The following is a 16,503-nucleotide window of genomic DNA, read 5'->3' as shown; positions in this document are numbered from 1 at the left end:
CCTCCTATGATTTAACCTTTTTTGCGCCGCGCCACGTCAAAGTAATTGCCGATATGCTCATATCGCGGCTCTTTTCGTTGTTCTCGAGTAGCAACCCGAAAAGGAACACCTTCTTTTTATTCGGCTTCCTTCGGAATGACTTTGCAAAATTAATAACCGTCCATAGGAATGTATTCCATAAGAACCCACCCCACATTTTTGCAGGCACCCGGATATCTTCCGTGTCGTACTCCCCGTTTGGCTCGTTCTCGGTTATATACTTAATACGGATGCGGCTTGCCGTGTCTGCCCGCGCTGTAATCCAACATTCCATTACGGTTTTAAGATAGTTTTGTAGCCCAAAATCACGTAATGGCATTTGATACCGGCACATGATTGCGCCGCCGAAATCCTCAAAATCATTTTGAAAGCGCACCATACGGTTATCTCGCACGATGTACAGCGTGCCGTCATCCTCGCAGAACCCCACGCCGTGGATATTGTCAAACCGCCACCAGGATAAGCGCGCGGCGTCCGCGTCTGTTTCTCCGCTGTAGGCATACGGGCTTACCCCGTAATCCCACACATACGCGCGCCCATTCACGCACAGCCAGTACCGGTTTTCAAAGTCACATGAAAACGCGGATTTAAGCCCGTCTTCCTGCAACAGCCCTGGGCGCAATGCATTCCCGCGTATGTTGCGGCTGATCGGCTGTACATTGCGCTCGTTTTCAATCTGGGTGGAAACCAGCGTATATGCTCCGCCGTAGGTGTTGCACCATACAAGCCGGTTTTCGATAAGCTGGATTGTCCCCGGCATATCGCACCCAACGTCCGGGTTAATGCAGACGGTCGAAAAACGCCCCTCGCTGTCTGCAAAGCTGTAGGACAGGCCGTAAATAGAACGTTCTAGGAATACGCAGAGAATGTCATATTGCTCCCCAAACCCGTATATGTCGCTGCTATTATTGGAAACGGTAAAATCGCTGTCCGCCGGGAAATATGCAGGGTCAAGGACTTCTGAAATATAGAACGTGCTGGAACCGTTGCCGCCGATCACAACGCGGCTATTGTTCTGCCCGCCATATGTCGCCGCATAACGGCACTTTATGACCTTCTCCCGTTCCTCCTTAGAGGATTTATAGGCCGTTATCACCACATTGTTTTGCCCCTTTGCCGGGGCTGTGGAAAATGTAACCACGCCGTTTGTCCGGTTCACCGTTAAGCCGCTGCCCTCCGTGATTTCCGTAGTCCCTACCGTCGCCTTCACCGCCGTTGCATCCAGCCCCTTTTCGGTCAGTGTGTAGGCCGTGGCAGTGCCATCACCGTTGAAGGTGTTGGAAAATCCAGCGCCGAGCAGGTTATAACCGTCTGTCAAGTCGCCTTTGCTGCCGTCCGGCGTGCGGTTAATTACGACATTTGGGATTGTCGGCACTACGTCTTTGCAGGTCTCGCCGTCAAATACAAGGTACTCCGCGCCGTTCCTATACCACAGCTTGCCGCCGAATAAGAGGAAGCTTCCCCCTTGCTCCGTCAGTCCTGTTTTGCGTTCCGTTACGGTTTTCCCGTCCCGGCTGACGGTCAGCATCTTTGTGCCTGCGTGCAATACAAATTCGCCCTTGTATGGCTTGTGATACACGGCCAGCACCGCCGCACCGATATCTTCCGTAAACCAGTCCTGTCCGAACCGCTTGCAAAGCGTCCGGTTCCTATACCACATATTCAGCACATCCGGGGATTGATGGTCTTTCAGTTTAAATTCCAGGTCTTCCAGGTTCAACCCGCCGTTGAGCGCCTCGCAAGACCATGTATATATCGGGTCGTCCGCATAGGTCGGCATGGTCATTTTTTTACCCATGCGTCAGCCATCCTCCCCGACATAGTACGATGTGATCACCGCGCGTTCAGCGTCTACCCGCGCATTGTTGTACTGCGCGAAAAAATCAGCGTGCTTGCTCATGGAATCATCCATAAAGAAGTGTGCTGCAAGCCCAAACGGCAAAATCATGCGCCAAAATACCGGCTCGTATGGAATCACGTCCTGCTTGCTGGTGATATACGGGATAGCTTCCAACGGCTCCTTGCCGTATGCCTGGCAGTAAGTGTTGTTGAGGTCAAAGTTTTCCGCGAGCAGCATATTAAGGACATGGAATAAGTACGGGTCGTAATCCTTGGTGTTCTTGGTGTTCTCGTACATCATGGAAAGCGCGGTCATGTAAATATCGTTTGCCGTGTTCCCCTTTGCTGTTCCATCCATATAAATCCCCTCCTATAAAATCAGCGGGGCGGCGTGATAGCCGCCCCGCCAGCCGTTACGCCTTGGTAAAGGTCTGTTCTGCTACGTCGGAAGTGAATTTGCCGTCAGCAAAGCCGACCGCACGGAACACCGTATCACCAGCCTGCCATCCCGTCGTCCCCACGCTCCCGCTTGTCAGCTTCGCAGAATCGGAAAAACGCGGGTCGCTTCCGTCCGTTGTATATCTGATTTCGTTTGCGCCGCTGCACTTTACCGTAACCGGCGTCGTACCGGGCGTCGCACATTCCAGCGTCGGCGCGGCCAGCTTTTCGGAAGCCTTAACCAGCGCATACACGCCGTCGCACTTTGCCGCCATAACAAAGGCGTCGTAATATTGGCGGCCTTCCACCACCGCACCGGATACGCCAACCGGGTCGGTATGTACCTTTGTTTCGTTGATTTTGTATGGGAAAATTACAGATTTCTTGTTCGTCGCCACAAAGTAGCAGTTTGCCGGGAGGTAACTTGCAGGGACTTTGACCACCTTCATCCCGTGCACCTCGCCCACTGTGCCGCGCGACAGGGAGGCTTCCCCCAGTTTATCAACGCCGAGAAATTCCGGCGCCATCCGGATATAGCTGTACATCTTTGCGGTCACATACAACACGCGGTCGGATTCCGGTACAAGGTGATCGTCAAAATACTCAACGCACTTTGTAAGTTCATCGTGGATATTGGTTTTAGTCGGCTCCGCCGTAACGGTTGCCACATGGCCGAACCTGATAAAACGGGACAGCGCGTATTTGTCGGCCATCGGTGTAATTTCGAGCCTGATTTCTTCACGAATCCAGGCGGAAGCCTTGTTTTTAATCGGCTGGTCTGCTGCATTGCCCTTGTCCACCGTACCGCAAAACGCCGTATCCTGTGACATTCTGAGGTTCTGCACGGTTTCCCCGATTTCCTCCAGGTTGCCGTACCGGCTCCCGCCGTTGCGCTTGTACGTGGTGGGCTTGTTGGTCTGCAAGGTATAGACCTTGACCTCCTGTGCGCCGGAAAAGTCAATGTGTTCATCTGTGTTCGGTTTAACAAAGCTGCTTGCCCCAAATACGTTTTCGATCTGCGACGCATATTTTGCCGCAAGGTTAATCGTTGCCATTTATAAGCCCCTTCTTTCTAAAAATATTAACTTCTTACCACAGTTTCCCGTTCAGGCCATCAATCACCGGGTCACGCCCGCCTGACTGCTCAACCCCCGTCGCGGAACCGATTGCTTTTCCCCGCACATGTGCGTTTTGCCTTAAGGTCTGGTTTTCCGCTTCCAGCGCTTTTACGCGGTGCAGCGCATAGGCTGCGGTTAAGTCCATGCCGCGCTCTACCTGCTGCCATACCTCTTGCGGTATATCCTTCGCGGGCATATCCGGGAAATTCTCAATGAATGCGGCGTACATCTGGTTTTGTTCCTGCTGTTTCGCGGCTTCCTGCTCTTGCTGCTGCATCCGCTCGCGGAACGCACGGCTTTCCGCCAGTTCTTGCGCCAGTTCTTTGGATAGCCCGGTCTGCTGCATGATCTGCTGCACCTCTGCTACCTTTTCTTGCTGCTGCATGGCCTGCAAATACTGGTCAACCGTCATGCCGGACGCCCGCGCCTTACTTTCAACAAGCTGCATTGCCGGGTGCTGTGAAAGCTGTTGCTGAACAATCTGGTTGATCTGCTCCGGGTTAGGGGCAACGCCCGTTGCCAGCCGTTCCGCCATCTGCGACGGCGTAAGCTGTACCGTTTCGCCGTCGATCTGCACGGGATAGGTGGCCTCTTGCGCCGTGCCCTCGGGCGGGCTGGGTTCCCCGTCATCCTCCAGCACGCCATCCGCGCCCGCCCAGTCTTCCTCATCCCCGAAAATGCTTTCCAGGTCGTTTTCGGGGATTACGCCCTGCCCGGGCTCCGCGCCCTCCTGCCCGCCGGTATCCGGCGGGGTGGTATCCTCCGGCGCAAAGGCCGTGCCATCGTCGCCCGCACCTTCCGCAAAGAATTGGATGCCGATCATGCGGCGCAGCTCCGCGCCATGCTTCCCTTTTGTATTCATGCCTTTTATCCTCACTTTCTGCCGTTCGGCGTTCCGGCAAGCGCGCCGCAAAGCGGCGTGCCTGCAATGTATGGATAGGAGGTTTCAAGCAGGGTCGGCTATCCCCCGCTTGCCGGAACGCCGAAAGATCATACTATTCTTCCGTGCCGAAAACTTGCGCTGTTATCTCCGGGTTTGCCTCAAGCTGTGCCCGTTCTTCGTCGGAAAGCTGTGCGAGCACACGCGCCGGGTCTATCGCCCCGCCTTGCCCGGCCTGTGCGGCCTGCTGTGCCCGCATCATCTGTTCTTGCTGGGCGCGCTGCTGTTTCAGATGTGTGATTAACGCGCCCCTATTAGACAGTACGCCGTCCGGGATGCTCTCCAAATATACGATTGGATCGTCGATAATCTTTTGTGCAAACAGGTTGTCCATGGTTTGCATTTGCGTGACCTCCGACCACATGGAGGCCGCGCCGATATCTACGTTAACCTTTAGGTGCATCCCCTTAAGCTGGGAAAAATCAAAATCCTGTATGGCTTCCTCGCCGTTTTCATCCGTATAACTGACTTTACGTACGCCGTAATCCGTTGAAACAATGTCCATGATAATCCGCACATAGTCTTCAACGAATTGATAGAACGCCATTTTTTGCAGTTCTAACGGCGCGGCGCTGGCTTTTTGTACGGCGATAATCGCAGAATTGTTGTCCGGCCTGATATTGCCGAGCGCCGCATCTGACGCGCCCATCGTGTCGCGCGTGTATTCCAGGGTCTTATCCACAAATTGTGCAACTTGTGCGGAAATCTCCTGTCCGCCCTGCTGTACAAAAAGTGCCTCTGTTGGCGTGCCGTCTACGCCATATGCGGCTGTGGGGTCACGTGAAAGGCCGTTCGGCAACTTCCTTCGGTTGTAAACCGTGACCGGGAATGCACTGCGTTCAATACTCGCCATTGTGTAGGCAAACATTTTGTTGATGAATATTTGGTTTGGTATTTCGCCAGCGATTGCGCCCATACCGTGGAATTGGTCTCGCATCGGCTCCCACCGCAAATAGGCTACCGGATAAAGCGTATATTCCGTATCACGCTCCGGCATAACCACGCAATCTTGTGTTGTTTTCATCGCGTGCACTGTGCCGTTTTCTTTCCATAGCTTCAAAATCACAGTCACACGGTTTGTGTCCTGCTGTCCCCATTCGGTGCGCGTTTCACCGCCCATATCCGGCTGTATACGTTCGATTTGCTCGTCCGGCACGCCGTTCGCCTTTGCTTCCTCCTTCACTTCATCCACCTCGCGGCGGGCGACAATCAGCAAATACCGCTGCTTCTGAATGTCTGCCGACCGCATATTTGCCGGAATTAGCTCGGTCGTATCAATCAGCTCCACGTCAACGCGCCCTTCGGCCTCTTGGCCGCTTTCCGCGTCCGGGTTGTGGTATAGGTATAAGGATGCATCGCCATGCACCGCCGCATTTCGCAAAGTGTACCGGTTGATATCCCGCAACTTGCACATTTCAAAAATGCGGTCAAACTCTGCCGAAAGGATTTTTGTAAATATCGCGGCCTGCTCGCCGTCCTCGGATAAAAACGGTCGGATATTTGCCGCGATATCGTCGGAAACCACCATAGAAATAAAGTAATTAACGACGCGTTTTAGGATATTGAACTGCGGCTTGATAAGGTTCTTTGCCTTAACACCTTCCCACTGACGCCCGATAAAAAAGTTTTCATTCTGTTTTACATCTTCATATAAGTTAATGCTGTCGTTAAACTGTACGCCTGCTTGGTATTCGTCCCAAACGGCGGCGGGCTGCTTCTTAATCTGTATCATTCGTCCCCGTCCTCCTGCGGCCTGCCGTCATAAGACATTAAGGCGCGCAATTCGCGCATAAAGTCTTCATCCGCATCGCTTTGTGCGCCGGGCGGCTCCCGCTCGCGTATCTTAAACACGCGGCGCGGCCTGTCCGCCGCTTCCCGCATTGCGCGCCGCTGGATTGCCGCCCCGGTCACAACACCGGCCAGACATGCCAGTAATACAACAAATACTTGCATCGGTTATCCTCCAAACTCCCAAAACTCCACGCCCGGCGCTTCGTCCTCATAGTGCGGTTGCCTCTCGGCTGGCATCGGTTGCCCATCTATGAAATACCGGATTGCATCCGGCGCGTGTGTCAACTCATGCGGTTCCGTCGCTACGTCGTTCACATGCTTTTGATCATGCGTAAGCGCCGGAAGCGTCCGTATTAGGTTGCGGCAAGTGGCAAAGATACGTAGCCGTGCGCACTTATAACCAAATTCATCAGAAAATGGTTTTAACCACTCTTTGAGTTTCAGCCACCCGGCCACACGCGGGTTAGACACCTTTTCAAGAGAAATCCCCTTGTTTTCAAAGCCGTCCGCCACGCTCTCGCCCGTGTCCTGCCGCCGGTTCCAAAGGTCTTTCGGGGCAAAATAGCTATATATTTCTTCTCCCTCCGGCGTCATGCTAAAAATACGGTCGGCGGCCTCCGGGATAATCAGGTTAGGTTCATATACCTCGCGGTATACATAGGCGCGCCCTTGGTAATCCATTGCAACCCAGTAGCACGCAAGCATATCCAGCCCATAGTCAAGGGCGACATAGCGCCGCCAGTCATCAGGGATTACAAACGGCTCTATTACATGAATGTTTCTATCCCATTCGGTGAAATATTGCCCTTCCCATATATCCCAGTCGCCGTCTAAAAGCGCTTTGCGGTTATCTTTGGAGAGGTTTTGAAGGCGTTTAATATATCCAGGGTCGTCTTTCATCAAAAATTTGTTTTCCTGCACGAACGACGGTATAAAAATGACGTGGGATGTAATCGCCCCGTCTTCATTCTTAACCGGGTATTCCGTGCAAGGCATTCCCGCATCTATAAACCGTTCTTTTACCCACATATGCCCTACATTTCCGGGGTTCGTAGAGCTTTTAACCTGTTTGGGGTAGCTGTTCGCGCCTCTGATACGGGAGAGCATGTAAATATACACGTCCTTGATAAAATGCGTCAGTTCATCAAACCGTATAATGTCGTATTCCGCTGACTGGTATTGGCCTACGTCGGCCATGCTGTTTACATAGCCAAACTCTATGCGGGAACCGTTGGAAAACTCCCAAATATGGTTTGACTGGTTATATCTCGCGACCTCGCGCGGGAAGATCTCAAGTGAAGTTAAAATCAGCGAGCGTTTCAGTTCCGGGAAGGTATTGCGCAATAATAATTGCTTGATGCCCGGATATTGCAGCGCCTTAATCAGCGCGTCCAATACCTGCACATAGCTTTTCCCGCCGCCCGCCGCACCGCCGAAAAGCACTTCTTCCGTCGTGGCCTCAATGAATAGGCGCTGTTTTTGTGTAATCTCAAGGTGAAGTTCCATATTCAAACCACCTTTAGCGTAACGTCAAGCTTGCCTGTGCCGCCGACAATGGCCGTCGCTTCCGAGGCGGCAAGCGCCTGTTTGTCGTACAGTGTGCCGATCACGCGGGACAGCTCGCCCAGGTCTGTGACCTTCAGCTTTTGAAACTTGCGGAAAAGCGCCGCCCGCTGGTCTTCGGTGATGTGTTCCGCGCCCTCGATTTCATCCAGCAGTACGGCGAAAGCTTTTTCATCTTCGCGTGCGGTGCGCAGGCGCTTGGCCGTAATCTCGGTTGCGTCGTGGATTGCTTCCCATGCCGTATCAACCAGCCGAGCCTTGTTCTTGCGCTGTTGCTCTGCAAAAACCGCGTCGTTCGTCCCCTCGGCTTTCCATCGGCTGACCGTCTGCTTCGGCACGCCCAGGCGCGCGGCGACTTCCGAAACGCCGACGCCAGCGGCAAGCATGGCCAGCGCCCGCTGTTTGACTTCTTCGTTATGCGGCTTCTTTGCCATCTTGCAGCCCTCCTTAATCTGTTGTTCCTGCTTTCTAGCGTAAAATAAAAAAATCGTCTTTTTCGTCCTTTTTTATTTTTTTGAAAAAGCGCCCCAAACGCTTGGGGTTTTGGGGCAGTAAAAAGCCGCCCATAAAGGGCGGCTCTTATTACGTTTCTTCTTTGTACTGCCGGGCGAGTTTATAGAAGGTTGACTTTTTAACCCCTAATTCCTGCATGGCTTGTATCGCGGTAATATTTTTTCTTACCCACGCTTGGTATACTGTGTCCCAGCGCTCCGGGTATCCCACGCACCGCCGCCCCAGGTGCTTCCCCTTCTCCTTCGCCGCGGCGATCCCCTCGGCCTGCCGCTGGCGGATTGTCTCCCGTTCCTGCTCGGCAATGCTGGAAAGCACCTCAATTAAAATATTGTTGATCATATCAATAATCCAGCTTTGCCCCTCTGGTAGCTCCGTCATAGTCGTGGGCAGGTCTATAATTTTAAGCCGGATGCCCTGCGCCTTGAAATATTCAAGTTCGGCCTTTACCTGTTCTTTGTTGCGCCCTAACCGGTCTAGGCTTTTGATAACCAGCGTATCCCCGTGCCGGAGCAACGCATCGCGTAATGACCTGTAGCCGGGGCGGTCAAAGTTTTTCCCGCTTTCCTTATCCGTGATAATATCCCGCTCGTCCTGCACATACTCCCGTAGCGCTATCATCTGCCGGTCAAGGTTCTGTTCCTTCGAGCTGACCCGCGCGTATCCATAAATTTTTACCATGCCTTATACCTCACTTGTCAAATTACCGGGTTTTCGTCCGTAAATGCCCCTATCGCTTTGCGAACGTCCGTAATGGCAATACACCACCTTTTCGGACACGATAAACATAAAAATAACCTTGCTTTTTCACTGTGCGTAAAGGTGTACCTTTACGCACGCATGCTTTGGGGTATCAGATACATATCATGCAGCTTGCGGGGGCGCTGCTCGTCGGCGTACCCAATCCGATAAGCTATCGGCAACCACCGCCACCCCTCGAGATACCTTAACCGGAAAACCGTGCGCGCCTGGCTGTCGTTGATGCCGTCAATAAATTCTTCAATCCTGTGCAGCTCCCGTGTATACTCTGCGCGCCGCCGCTTTATTTCATCTTCCCGCCTGCTTATCTCCGCGTCCGGGTCTTCGGTAAGGGAATAAACGCCATAAATGCGGCTATCTTCATCCGCGCGGTTCTGCAAGCTTTCCAATTCATATTCCAACACAATAATTTCATCTTTAAGCTTTAGGAATTGCTTTAGCTCATTTTTCGTCAATCTCGCCGCCTCCTCATATGGGACGCATCCCGCGTGTCTGTCCCGCGCTTGCCCGGCTGCACCTCTGCTCAGATTTCGCACGGCTTAGAGAAAAAAAGAAAATATTTTTGTGATTTTAATATATGCACTTGCATATGCTTACTGATCGGCTCGGGTTCACGGTCTATCCGCCGATTCCCGCCCTAATCGTTTTCCTTGCTTTCCCAGTTTCCCCGCGGAGGCTGCTACCCCCGTCCCATGCTGTCCCGTTCGCCGCTATTTTGCCCTGTCCGAAAGATAGACGGTTTCCTAGCCCATAATGCGGGGTTATTCCCGCATCCGTTTGCCGCGTATCCTGTCCCGTTTATCGCAGTAGCGTTTAAATGCCGCCGCGTCAATAATGCGCCCAATTAGGTATTCATATCCGCCAAATTCGTTCTGGTCTCCGCGCAGGCGTAGGATTTTAACCCCTGGGGGCGCTTCTAACCTTGTGCTGTCCGCAACTATCGTGCGTGTTGGCTTGTCCGGCTTTTTTAGGTTCTTCGAGTGTGACCAACTCCGCGCATTCATCGGCTTGTCTTTATAGGTTTTCAGAAGGTATTCCACGGTGTCGGCAAAGTTTTCGTCCGCACCGGCCAACCGGCGCGCCGTCCAATCCCCGGCCTTCCAGCACCGCGCCAGAATATCAAAATCCCTTCGCTTCCCTTTTTCATCATATCCTGCTGAATTAATAATCATATGTACATGCTCACGCACCCCGATTCCCTCGCGGTCATGTTCTTCGATCACCCAAATATATTTAAAAGGCAGGTTTATTTTTTTATATTCGTCCCGCATTTCCCGCAGGAACCTACGCAAATTTGCTTTCACCTGTTCCCGCTCCGGCGGCTCGCCCGCAATATCCAGCCCTAGGAACAAATCCTTGCCCGCCCTAAAGTTAAGGCAAATCAGCCGCATCATTTTCAACGTGGTTTGTATGCGGTTGATCTCCCGCTTTGCGTCACTTGTTGCCTTTTGCTTTTTCGCCCGTACTTTTGGCGTATCTTGCGGCATAATAAACGTTTTATAGGTATACCCTTCATATAACTGGCCGGACGCCAGTTCTTTTTTTATTTTTGCCACCCTTCACCCCGCCTTTTGTTTCAAATGCGGATATAGCCGCCCTATTTAATAGGGCGGCTTTTCCTCCGCTCCGCTTTCCAGCGCCGCGCCAACTCTTTGTGCAGCCTTTCGGTATATGCTTCATCCAGCAGCCCCGCGCACGTCCCTGCCGCTTCTATGGCCTGCGCCGCACCCCCGGCACTAAGCCCCTGCCGCAACGCCTTAAGCAGGAGCCGGGCGTTATAGCCCAAACAGTCCAGCTTGTTCTTTTCCCGAAAGCAGGCGCACGCCGCTTCAAAATCCCCCAGGGGATCTTCTCTTCCCGCCAGCGGCAGCCTGTCCTTGACGCTGACCCACTCAGTCATTCATGCTGGGCCTCCCTTCATCCAGCATCACGGACGCGGAAAAACACCGTGATACTCAATTCAAATTCAGCGTTTTCAATTTCCCGAACGCAACATTCTCTCCAATGTGCGCCATGGTCATAGGACTGCGACACCATTCTGGAGACAATCTCATTCACGATTTCTGTCGCCATTTCCATCGTGACGCCCTGATGCTTGAAGAACTCAAACTTAAACCCGAAAGCATCTTTCAGGCGTTCATAGTAGACGTCAATTTCATTGTCTACTCTTATGCGCAGCTGAGTTGGAATCGTCTGTTCTTTCGGAATATAAAAAGCAATATTCACATTTCCCTCCTCCGGCTCCTGGCCGGATGTCATATCTTCATTTTGCATTTGCAATTCTCATTGATATACTCAACGACCTCCCGGTATCCAAGCCCACCCTGCTCCAAGCCACGCAAAGCGAAATCTATCGTCTGCGGCTCCATCCCCTTGAGGCGCTCCAACCGTTCCGGGTCGAATTGGCACCCAAACAGGCACAGCTTACATCCCGTCCGCTGCTCACCGCTAAACTTTAACGTGCCGTCCGCTTGCCGCACCAGGTCGCCATACATCGGCGCTGTCGGCAGCTTATACCTGTCGATATACCAAAGCACGTCTTGTTCCAGCCAGAAGCCCATTGGTTTTGATTTCACGTGGTTGCCCTTGAAGGCATTGCAGCCCGTTTTCAAATACGACTGTTTACGCGTCTCGCTGTCGGAAGCCATTTCGGCGATCACTGGGCTGAGGCCGAGTTCACGTTCAATTATTTTGATCGGTGCCTTTTTGAGGATATCGCAGCATTTTTCCGACACCTTAAACGGGGCTGTGATCAGCGGCCTCCACTTTAGCGCCAGCTTGTTGTACGTTGAAACCTTGTTGTCGCTCTTAATCCCCGTCAGGTCGAGTACGATCGTATCCGGCGCGCCCATCGCGCGGAGCATATTGGCCGACTGTATCCCATCTTTCAGGCGGCCTTTGATATCATCCCATCGCACACCGGATTCCTGCAGCCATGACCGTACCTCGCGCACCTTCCGGGCGGTCTTTTTGCTGGCAACCGGATACCCCTCCGTGCGCAGCACGTCGTAATAGGTCTGCTCGCCACGCACAACATGCAGGTCAATACCGATCCCGTGTTTATGCCCGATATAGGCGCAATACTGCCGGACAAATACCTCCATGCCGCTAAACTCATTGCTGGTATTGGCGTAGACGACCGGCAGCGGGATATCCCCATGATCCTTACGGGTCTTAGACCAAACCCGCGCCGTGATATCGAGCAGTACAGTGCTGTCCTTCCCGCCCGAAAAGGATACTGCGATTTTATAGCCTGTTTTCAAACACGCCTGGTAGATTTTCGATACCGAAAGATGGTGTTTAAACTCCGGGCTGTATCCCTGCATCTCTTTTAGTTTTTCAGCTGTTACCATAGTTCCCTCCCACGTCTGAGAGGCGAGCGCTCATTATACCGGTGCCTCTATGGTTTGTTGGTTCCCCGGATAGCGCCGGGGATTATTTGTCCGCTAAAGCCGCTTCTGCCTCGGCGTGGGTGGGATACCAGCGGCCATCAACACCAACGAATGGTTCTAGCCCTTCACATCCCCACATTCCCGGCGCGCTCAGAAACAGCTTGCCAGTCTCTTCATTTTGACCAACCTCAAATCCTTCAACCACATGTTCCTTGATTTGATACGGACAATGACGGCCACCTGTAAGGGCACAGCACATACGCCCAACGATTTTGTTGTACTGCGTTTCATTCTTATGCTCGCAGTTTTCACACTCAAAGTAATTCTCAAAGATGGTGTAAACTGTGCTACCCACCTTGCACGGCAGCACCACGCACAGCCCCTTGTCATCCGCCTTGACCAGCTCGGCGGCGCGGAGAAGGTCGGGAAACGGGATTGCATCCTCGTAGGCTTTGCAGCGATCACGCATATGTACCGCCTGACACGCAAAAGTATAGGCCAAGAATATCGGGCATTCTGGACGATAAAAGGCACAGTCGCATATCGATTGGTCAACGTCATCTGGTGTCCCGTCCGGGGCTACGTCACAGTGCCGCTCCAAGCACTGCTTGCGCGCCCATTCCGTCAGCAAGACCGGCTCGTCGCTTTCCCCGTCACTGCGGATATAAGCGTACCCGTCTTTTCCAAACACATAGTTAAGCATTGTTTCAAAATTCCCCTGTGGGTTGTCATTTGTCAATCTATCCATCGTCTACACCTCCTCCTGCGCGGGCTGTCTCATGTTGTATGGGTTAAAAGCACATTCGCAACAAGCCCCGCTGTGCCAATTTGCTTTTTGAGCGTGTTCACGTCCACGGATACATTTTCCACTGTCACAATACTTTAGGAAGTGCCGTTTCGCCATTCCATCATGTAAAATTTCTTCGGGTGTCGGTGCACCAAACCTTGATCGCTCTATCTTCTGCAACACAGTTGCCATTACCTATCGTCTCCTTCCGGCGGGCGGCGGTAAGCAAACCCAGCGCACCGCGATAGATCAAACTGGTATGACCCGTTATATGCAAGATCTTCGTCCGTATCAATCAGCAAATATTGATTTCTCCATCCGTACTCTATCGGCTCCATGCCGACAAGATAAACCGGCTCCCCGTCCATCCCCCGCAGCTCCTCCAGCGTCAGCGGCGGATTTACGTCCCGCTCCTGTTTCTCGCGGAGGGCGGCAAGGGCTTCTTTGCAAGCCGGTTCTGCAACAGCGAAGAACTTTAGTGTGCCGAATGTTAAAATTGGATTTCCTTCATCCTCTTGAACCGCTTCAAAAGCCGTAATTGCTTTCTCAATCTCCGTCATGCCTTGCTCCTTCCCTGCCCTCATCCGTCCCCAAACCTCCGCCTTGTTACAGCTATGGGGAACTCCTCGATTTCTGACGCCCACAGGCACGAACCACGCCCGTTAAGCTGCTCCCATATCAGCGGGAAACCGCCGATCCCGTCAAACAGGCTTGCCATCGTCGCATCACGTTCGTACAGCGCGGATATGCGTTTCAGCACCCATTTCCACGGCGGTAAGGCGATGGAATTTCCCAGCGCCTTATACCGTGCGCTGTCTGTGTCCTCGCAAAAAGACTTGTTATACCATCGCACCATTTGTCTCTGCGTTTTATGTCTGTACGGCTTATGCGTATTTTCCCAATACCCGCCATCCTGGTCGACCGTATGCGTGGAATCAAAACACTTGTGTTCCGGCGTTACATATCGCCAGACCTCCCATACGCCTTGCGTATTTAGCCTGGCCTTTTCCTCGCGCTTTGCTTTTTCAAAAAGCACTTCACGCCAAAATATGTACGCCCCGTCTGGCATATCTTCTATTGGTTCCAGCAGTGTCCACCCGTCCGGGTATCCTTGGAGCCGCTCGCATTCAAGCGGCGTCAGGCGGCGGACGGCGCATCCCTGCATCACATGGTTTATGTAATCCAAGTCCTGTCCGCTGGTTTCATTGGCTTGCATCGTACCGGATACGTCAGATGTGCGATGGTTGCGGCGACCTATCACAATCGACGGCGCGTGCGCGCCCGCCGCTAGCGGGTGGCATGGGTCACCATAATGCGGGTTGCTGCCATTTTGCGGACTGGTGATTTGCGTTGTGTCAAATGGCAGTACCTCTACTGCGGTATAGTCAGAAATGGCGCGCTGGTGATCGCCTGTCAATGTCGGTACGATCGAACCGGTTCCATTCCCCCGGGTGTCAAACACCGCAACCCCGTGCCTGTCTCCAGCCGTCAGCGTCGGTGCTGGGTCCCCGTCGCGCCCAACGCCCAGCCCGTTCCCCGCTCCGTCTCCGGTTCGGGTTTCGCCGCCACCGTTACAACGGGTCGCTTTATCGTTTATCGGAATACAGACGCACGGCACCCGGTTGCTCCCGCTGTCCGCAGCTTTGGGGCTCGGCGCGCACTCCTCAGCAATGCCAAGCCCGCCTGCTTTCGCGCCTTGCCCGCCGGAAAAGGACAACACCAGCGTGTCGCTGTCCTCCCGGAAATTCAGGTTAGCCTTTGCCCTTAAGCGCTTTGCGATTTCTGGGTTTCCGGCATTGTAAGTGCCGTCAAGATGCCTCACTATATAACCATGTCCCCCGCCTTCTCCAGCGTATAGCGCAGGCCATAACCCAACTTCTGTATATATCCGTCTGGATTGTACGTCCCACGGTGTCAGGCAGTTATCTGCTGTTCCAGCGCCAGTTTCAGCCTTGGCGGCAGTTCCCTGCCCCGTTTCTCCGCCCGCCGGAGTATCCCCGCACACGCCTTTGCGCTCAAATAATATTTCCGGTGCGGCGTGTCCTCCAAAATCTGCGACAAGCGCGATACGACGGCGACGCTGGGGGACTCCCCAAAACTGTGCGTCGAGTATGCGCCATGCCACGCTGTATCCGTTTCCCATGATACAGCCGATTGCCCGCCATTTCTCAGGTCGAGGAACAACGGCGCTTTTGTCCGCAATGCGGCAGATTTCTTCGAGCACCGCCCGGAAGTCTTCCCCTTTATTGCTGCTGAGTGCGCCGGGCACGTTTTCCCAGACAAGAAAACGAGGTCTGACAAGGTTACCTGTCCTTCCAGATTTTCGGTCATTCTCACGTATCTCCTTCACAATCCGTATTTGTTCCATAAAAAGGCCGGAACGTTCGCCCGCCAATCCTGCGCGCTTTCCCGCGACTGACAGGTCTTGGCACGGGCTTCCGCCGATCACGCAATCGACCGGCAGTACTTCGTAGCCTGATATCTTTGTGATATCCCCCAAGTGCCGCATCCCCTGCGTCACCCCTTGCGCCGGAAATACCTGCACTCGCTCGCGTCCGCATCGCAAAAGGTCGCGCGCCGCAATGCCCCGCACGCGCCAATGCCGTCCACGCTCTCGTTATGGAGTGCGCCGCAGTCCCCGCAACGCACGCATCGGGACGAGAGTTCGCGCAGCACCGCCCGCACCGTCGCCCGGGCGTATTCCTTGACCGGCTCGGCAAGCTGTTCATAGGGCAACATGTCCGGGTGGTTTGTGACCCCGTCCTTTGCCTTTTGCGCCATCCAGGCGTTATGGACGGCCTTTGCGAGTTCCTCTATTTCGTCCGGCTCCTCGGGTAAATATATCAGCTTGTTCATTTTTCTGTTTTCTCCCTTCCTACGGAATAGCACAGCCGTTTTTTGCCGCAAACCTCGCATTTGCAGGCTTGCAAGGGCTTGTCCACCAGCTTTCGCGCTTTGGGGAACCCGCCCTGGAAACGCGGCCAGCATGCCGCACAGACCATGGTAATTTTCATGTCCTTCTCCTTTTCGCCATATAGGGCGCGGCGCAGCCGGCGCGTTGCCGCCCCGAACCTGTGCCAATCGCTCATTTTGACAGAGCGGAAGCCCTCCGTTTTTTTCGGCTTCCCCGCCCCTTTGTACAAGGGGCACTCCTTCACGGTATAGCCCCCGTCCTGCTCCGCCGTCCAGCCCTCCACGGGCTTCTGCTCCCGGCTCCATGAGCAACCGCGCGTCCCTTCCAAATCCGGCACGGCGTTTTCGCAGCCCCAGCAAATCGTATCTCTCACAGCTCCACCCTTGCCTTTTCCCACCTTTGGCGGTATACTG

General features: G+C 53.6%; 19 protein-coding genes. All 19 read right to left on the bottom strand.

All coding sequences use genetic code 11. From position 1 onward, the window contains the following. Positions 1–4: 4 nt before the first annotated feature. Positions 5–1,837 carry a hypothetical protein gene (locus tag CZ203_RS12510; protein ID WP_087066446.1) on the bottom strand — a complete coding sequence of 611 codons (1,833 nt, stop codon included), beginning with the start codon at positions 1,835–1,837 and terminating at the stop codon, positions 5–7. Between the two features lie 3 nt (positions 1,838–1,840). Beyond that, entirely contained in the window at positions 1,841–2,236 is a 396-nt protein-coding gene (locus CZ203_RS12505; RefSeq protein WP_087066445.1) for a hypothetical protein, read from the bottom strand. A 55-nt stretch (positions 2,237–2,291) separates the two neighbouring features. Beyond that, positions 2,292–3,371, bottom strand: a complete 1,080-nt coding sequence (locus CZ203_RS12500; protein WP_087066444.1) for an FN3 associated domain-containing protein — start codon at positions 3,369–3,371, stop codon at positions 2,292–2,294. Positions 3,372–3,405: 34 nt separating this feature from the next. Beyond that, on the bottom strand, positions 3,406–4,296 hold the full coding sequence (locus CZ203_RS12495) for a hypothetical protein (protein ID WP_087066443.1): 891 nt from the start codon (positions 4,294–4,296) through the stop codon (positions 3,406–3,408). A gap of 133 nt (positions 4,297–4,429) precedes the next feature. Continuing rightward, positions 4,430–5,662 (bottom strand): hypothetical protein, encoded by a 1,233-nt coding sequence (locus CZ203_RS12490; protein WP_159456519.1) that lies wholly within the window; start codon positions 5,660–5,662, stop codon positions 4,430–4,432. A 440-nt stretch (positions 5,663–6,102) separates the two neighbouring features. Continuing rightward, positions 6,103–6,327 carry a hypothetical protein gene (locus CZ203_RS12485; RefSeq protein ID WP_087066441.1) on the bottom strand — a complete coding sequence of 75 codons (225 nt, stop codon included), beginning with the start codon at positions 6,325–6,327 and terminating at the stop codon, positions 6,103–6,105. A 3-nt stretch (positions 6,328–6,330) separates the two neighbouring features. Further along, on the bottom strand, positions 6,331–7,671 hold the full coding sequence (locus tag CZ203_RS12480) for a phage terminase large subunit (protein ID WP_087066440.1): 1,341 nt from the start codon (positions 7,669–7,671) through the stop codon (positions 6,331–6,333). A 2-nt stretch (positions 7,672–7,673) separates the two neighbouring features. Beyond that, positions 7,674–8,162 carry a helix-turn-helix domain-containing protein gene (locus tag CZ203_RS12475; RefSeq protein WP_087066439.1) on the bottom strand — a complete coding sequence of 163 codons (489 nt, stop codon included), beginning with the start codon at positions 8,160–8,162 and terminating at the stop codon, positions 7,674–7,676. Between the two features lie 148 nt (positions 8,163–8,310). Beyond that, positions 8,311–8,919: a recombinase family protein gene (locus CZ203_RS12470; protein ID WP_087066438.1), complete on the bottom strand. Its 609-nt coding sequence runs from the start codon at positions 8,917–8,919 to the stop codon at positions 8,311–8,313. Between the two features lie 149 nt (positions 8,920–9,068). Continuing rightward, positions 9,069–9,452: a hypothetical protein gene (locus tag CZ203_RS12465; RefSeq protein ID WP_087066437.1), complete on the bottom strand. Its 384-nt coding sequence runs from the start codon at positions 9,450–9,452 to the stop codon at positions 9,069–9,071. A 306-nt stretch (positions 9,453–9,758) separates the two neighbouring features. Further along, positions 9,759–10,553 (bottom strand): rolling circle replication-associated protein, encoded by a 795-nt coding sequence (locus CZ203_RS12460; protein WP_087066436.1) that lies wholly within the window; start codon positions 10,551–10,553, stop codon positions 9,759–9,761. Positions 10,554–10,594: 41 nt separating this feature from the next. Continuing rightward, on the bottom strand, positions 10,595–10,897 hold the full coding sequence (locus CZ203_RS12455) for a hypothetical protein (protein WP_087066435.1): 303 nt from the start codon (positions 10,895–10,897) through the stop codon (positions 10,595–10,597). Between the two features lie 17 nt (positions 10,898–10,914). Continuing rightward, positions 10,915–11,271, bottom strand: a complete 357-nt coding sequence (locus CZ203_RS12450) for a hypothetical protein (RefSeq protein ID WP_087066434.1) — start codon at positions 11,269–11,271, stop codon at positions 10,915–10,917. After that, positions 11,253–12,350, bottom strand: coding sequence for a phosphoadenosine phosphosulfate reductase domain-containing protein (locus CZ203_RS12445; protein WP_087066433.1), 1,098 nt, complete (start codon positions 12,348–12,350; stop codon positions 11,253–11,255). Before CZ203_RS12445 ends, CZ203_RS12450 begins: the two co-directional genes overlap by 19 nt. Positions 12,351–12,432: 82 nt before the next feature. Continuing rightward, the gene (locus CZ203_RS12440) at positions 12,433–13,137 is read right to left on the bottom strand and encodes a hypothetical protein (RefSeq protein ID WP_087066432.1); all 705 of its coding nucleotides are present in this window, start codon (positions 13,135–13,137) and stop codon (positions 12,433–12,435) included. Positions 13,138–13,367: 230 nt separating this feature from the next. Continuing rightward, complete coding sequence (locus tag CZ203_RS12435; protein ID WP_143436216.1) at positions 13,368–13,736, bottom strand: hypothetical protein; 369 nt, start codon at positions 13,734–13,736, stop codon at positions 13,368–13,370. A gap of 20 nt (positions 13,737–13,756) precedes the next feature. Beyond that, positions 13,757–15,685 (bottom strand): DNA cytosine methyltransferase, encoded by a 1,929-nt coding sequence (locus CZ203_RS15395; protein WP_328588174.1) that lies wholly within the window; start codon positions 15,683–15,685, stop codon positions 13,757–13,759. 8 nt (positions 15,686–15,693) lie between these two features. Next, positions 15,694–16,032 (bottom strand): hypothetical protein, encoded by a 339-nt coding sequence (locus CZ203_RS12425; protein ID WP_087066430.1) that lies wholly within the window; start codon positions 16,030–16,032, stop codon positions 15,694–15,696. Beyond that, the gene (locus tag CZ203_RS12420; RefSeq protein ID WP_143436214.1) at positions 16,029–16,463 is read right to left on the bottom strand and encodes a hypothetical protein; all 435 of its coding nucleotides are present in this window, start codon (positions 16,461–16,463) and stop codon (positions 16,029–16,031) included. The genes CZ203_RS12425 and CZ203_RS12420 overlap by 4 nt, the downstream gene beginning before the upstream one ends. Between the last annotated feature and the right edge of the window lie 40 nt (positions 16,464–16,503).

The sequence above is a fragment of the Intestinibacillus massiliensis genome (genome assembly GCF_900155735.1).
Classification (GTDB): Bacteria; Bacillota; Clostridia; order Oscillospirales; family Butyricicoccaceae; genus Intestinibacillus; species Intestinibacillus massiliensis.
Note: the sequence above shows the minus strand (reverse complement) of the source record. Positions and strands in the feature narration are given on the sequence as shown.

What these genes read in the sequence shown, in the direction of transcription:
- CZ203_RS12455 (WP_087066435.1), bottom strand. Translation starts at nt 10,897, where the DNA reads ATGACTGAGTGGGTCAGCGTCAAGGACAGGCTGCCGCTGGCGGGAAGA.
- CZ203_RS12475 (WP_087066439.1), bottom strand. Translation starts at nt 8,162, where the DNA reads ATGGCAAAGAAGCCGCATAACGAAGAAGTCAAACAGCGGGCGCTGGCC.
- CZ203_RS12485 (WP_087066441.1), bottom strand. Translation starts at nt 6,327, where the DNA reads ATGCAAGTATTTGTTGTATTACTGGCATGTCTGGCCGGTGTTGTGACC.
- CZ203_RS12435 (WP_143436216.1), bottom strand. Translation starts at nt 13,736, where the DNA reads ATGACGGAGATTGAGAAAGCAATTACGGCTTTTGAAGCGGTTCAAGAG.
- CZ203_RS12480 (WP_087066440.1), bottom strand. Translation starts at nt 7,671, where the DNA reads ATGGAACTTCACCTTGAGATTACACAAAAACAGCGCCTATTCATTGAG.
- CZ203_RS12425 (WP_087066430.1), bottom strand. Translation starts at nt 16,032, where the DNA reads ATGAACAAGCTGATATATTTACCCGAGGAGCCGGACGAAATAGAGGAA.
- CZ203_RS12510 (WP_087066446.1), bottom strand. Translation starts at nt 1,837, where the DNA reads ATGGGTAAAAAAATGACCATGCCGACCTATGCGGACGACCCGATATAT.
- CZ203_RS12505 (WP_087066445.1), bottom strand. Translation starts at nt 2,236, where the DNA reads ATGGATGGAACAGCAAAGGGGAACACGGCAAACGATATTTACATGACC.
- CZ203_RS12450 (WP_087066434.1), bottom strand. Translation starts at nt 11,271, where the DNA reads ATGCAAAATGAAGATATGACATCCGGCCAGGAGCCGGAGGAGGGAAAT.
- CZ203_RS12445 (WP_087066433.1), bottom strand. Translation starts at nt 12,350, where the DNA reads ATGGTAACAGCTGAAAAACTAAAAGAGATGCAGGGATACAGCCCGGAG.
- CZ203_RS15395 (WP_328588174.1), bottom strand. Translation starts at nt 15,685, where the DNA reads ATGCGGCACTTGGGGGATATCACAAAGATATCAGGCTACGAAGTACTG.
- CZ203_RS12470 (WP_087066438.1), bottom strand. Translation starts at nt 8,919, where the DNA reads ATGGTAAAAATTTATGGATACGCGCGGGTCAGCTCGAAGGAACAGAAC.
- CZ203_RS12500 (WP_087066444.1), bottom strand. Translation starts at nt 3,371, where the DNA reads ATGGCAACGATTAACCTTGCGGCAAAATATGCGTCGCAGATCGAAAAC.
- CZ203_RS12495 (WP_087066443.1), bottom strand. Translation starts at nt 4,296, where the DNA reads ATGAATACAAAAGGGAAGCATGGCGCGGAGCTGCGCCGCATGATCGGC.
- CZ203_RS12440 (WP_087066432.1), bottom strand. Translation starts at nt 13,137, where the DNA reads ATGGATAGATTGACAAATGACAACCCACAGGGGAATTTTGAAACAATG.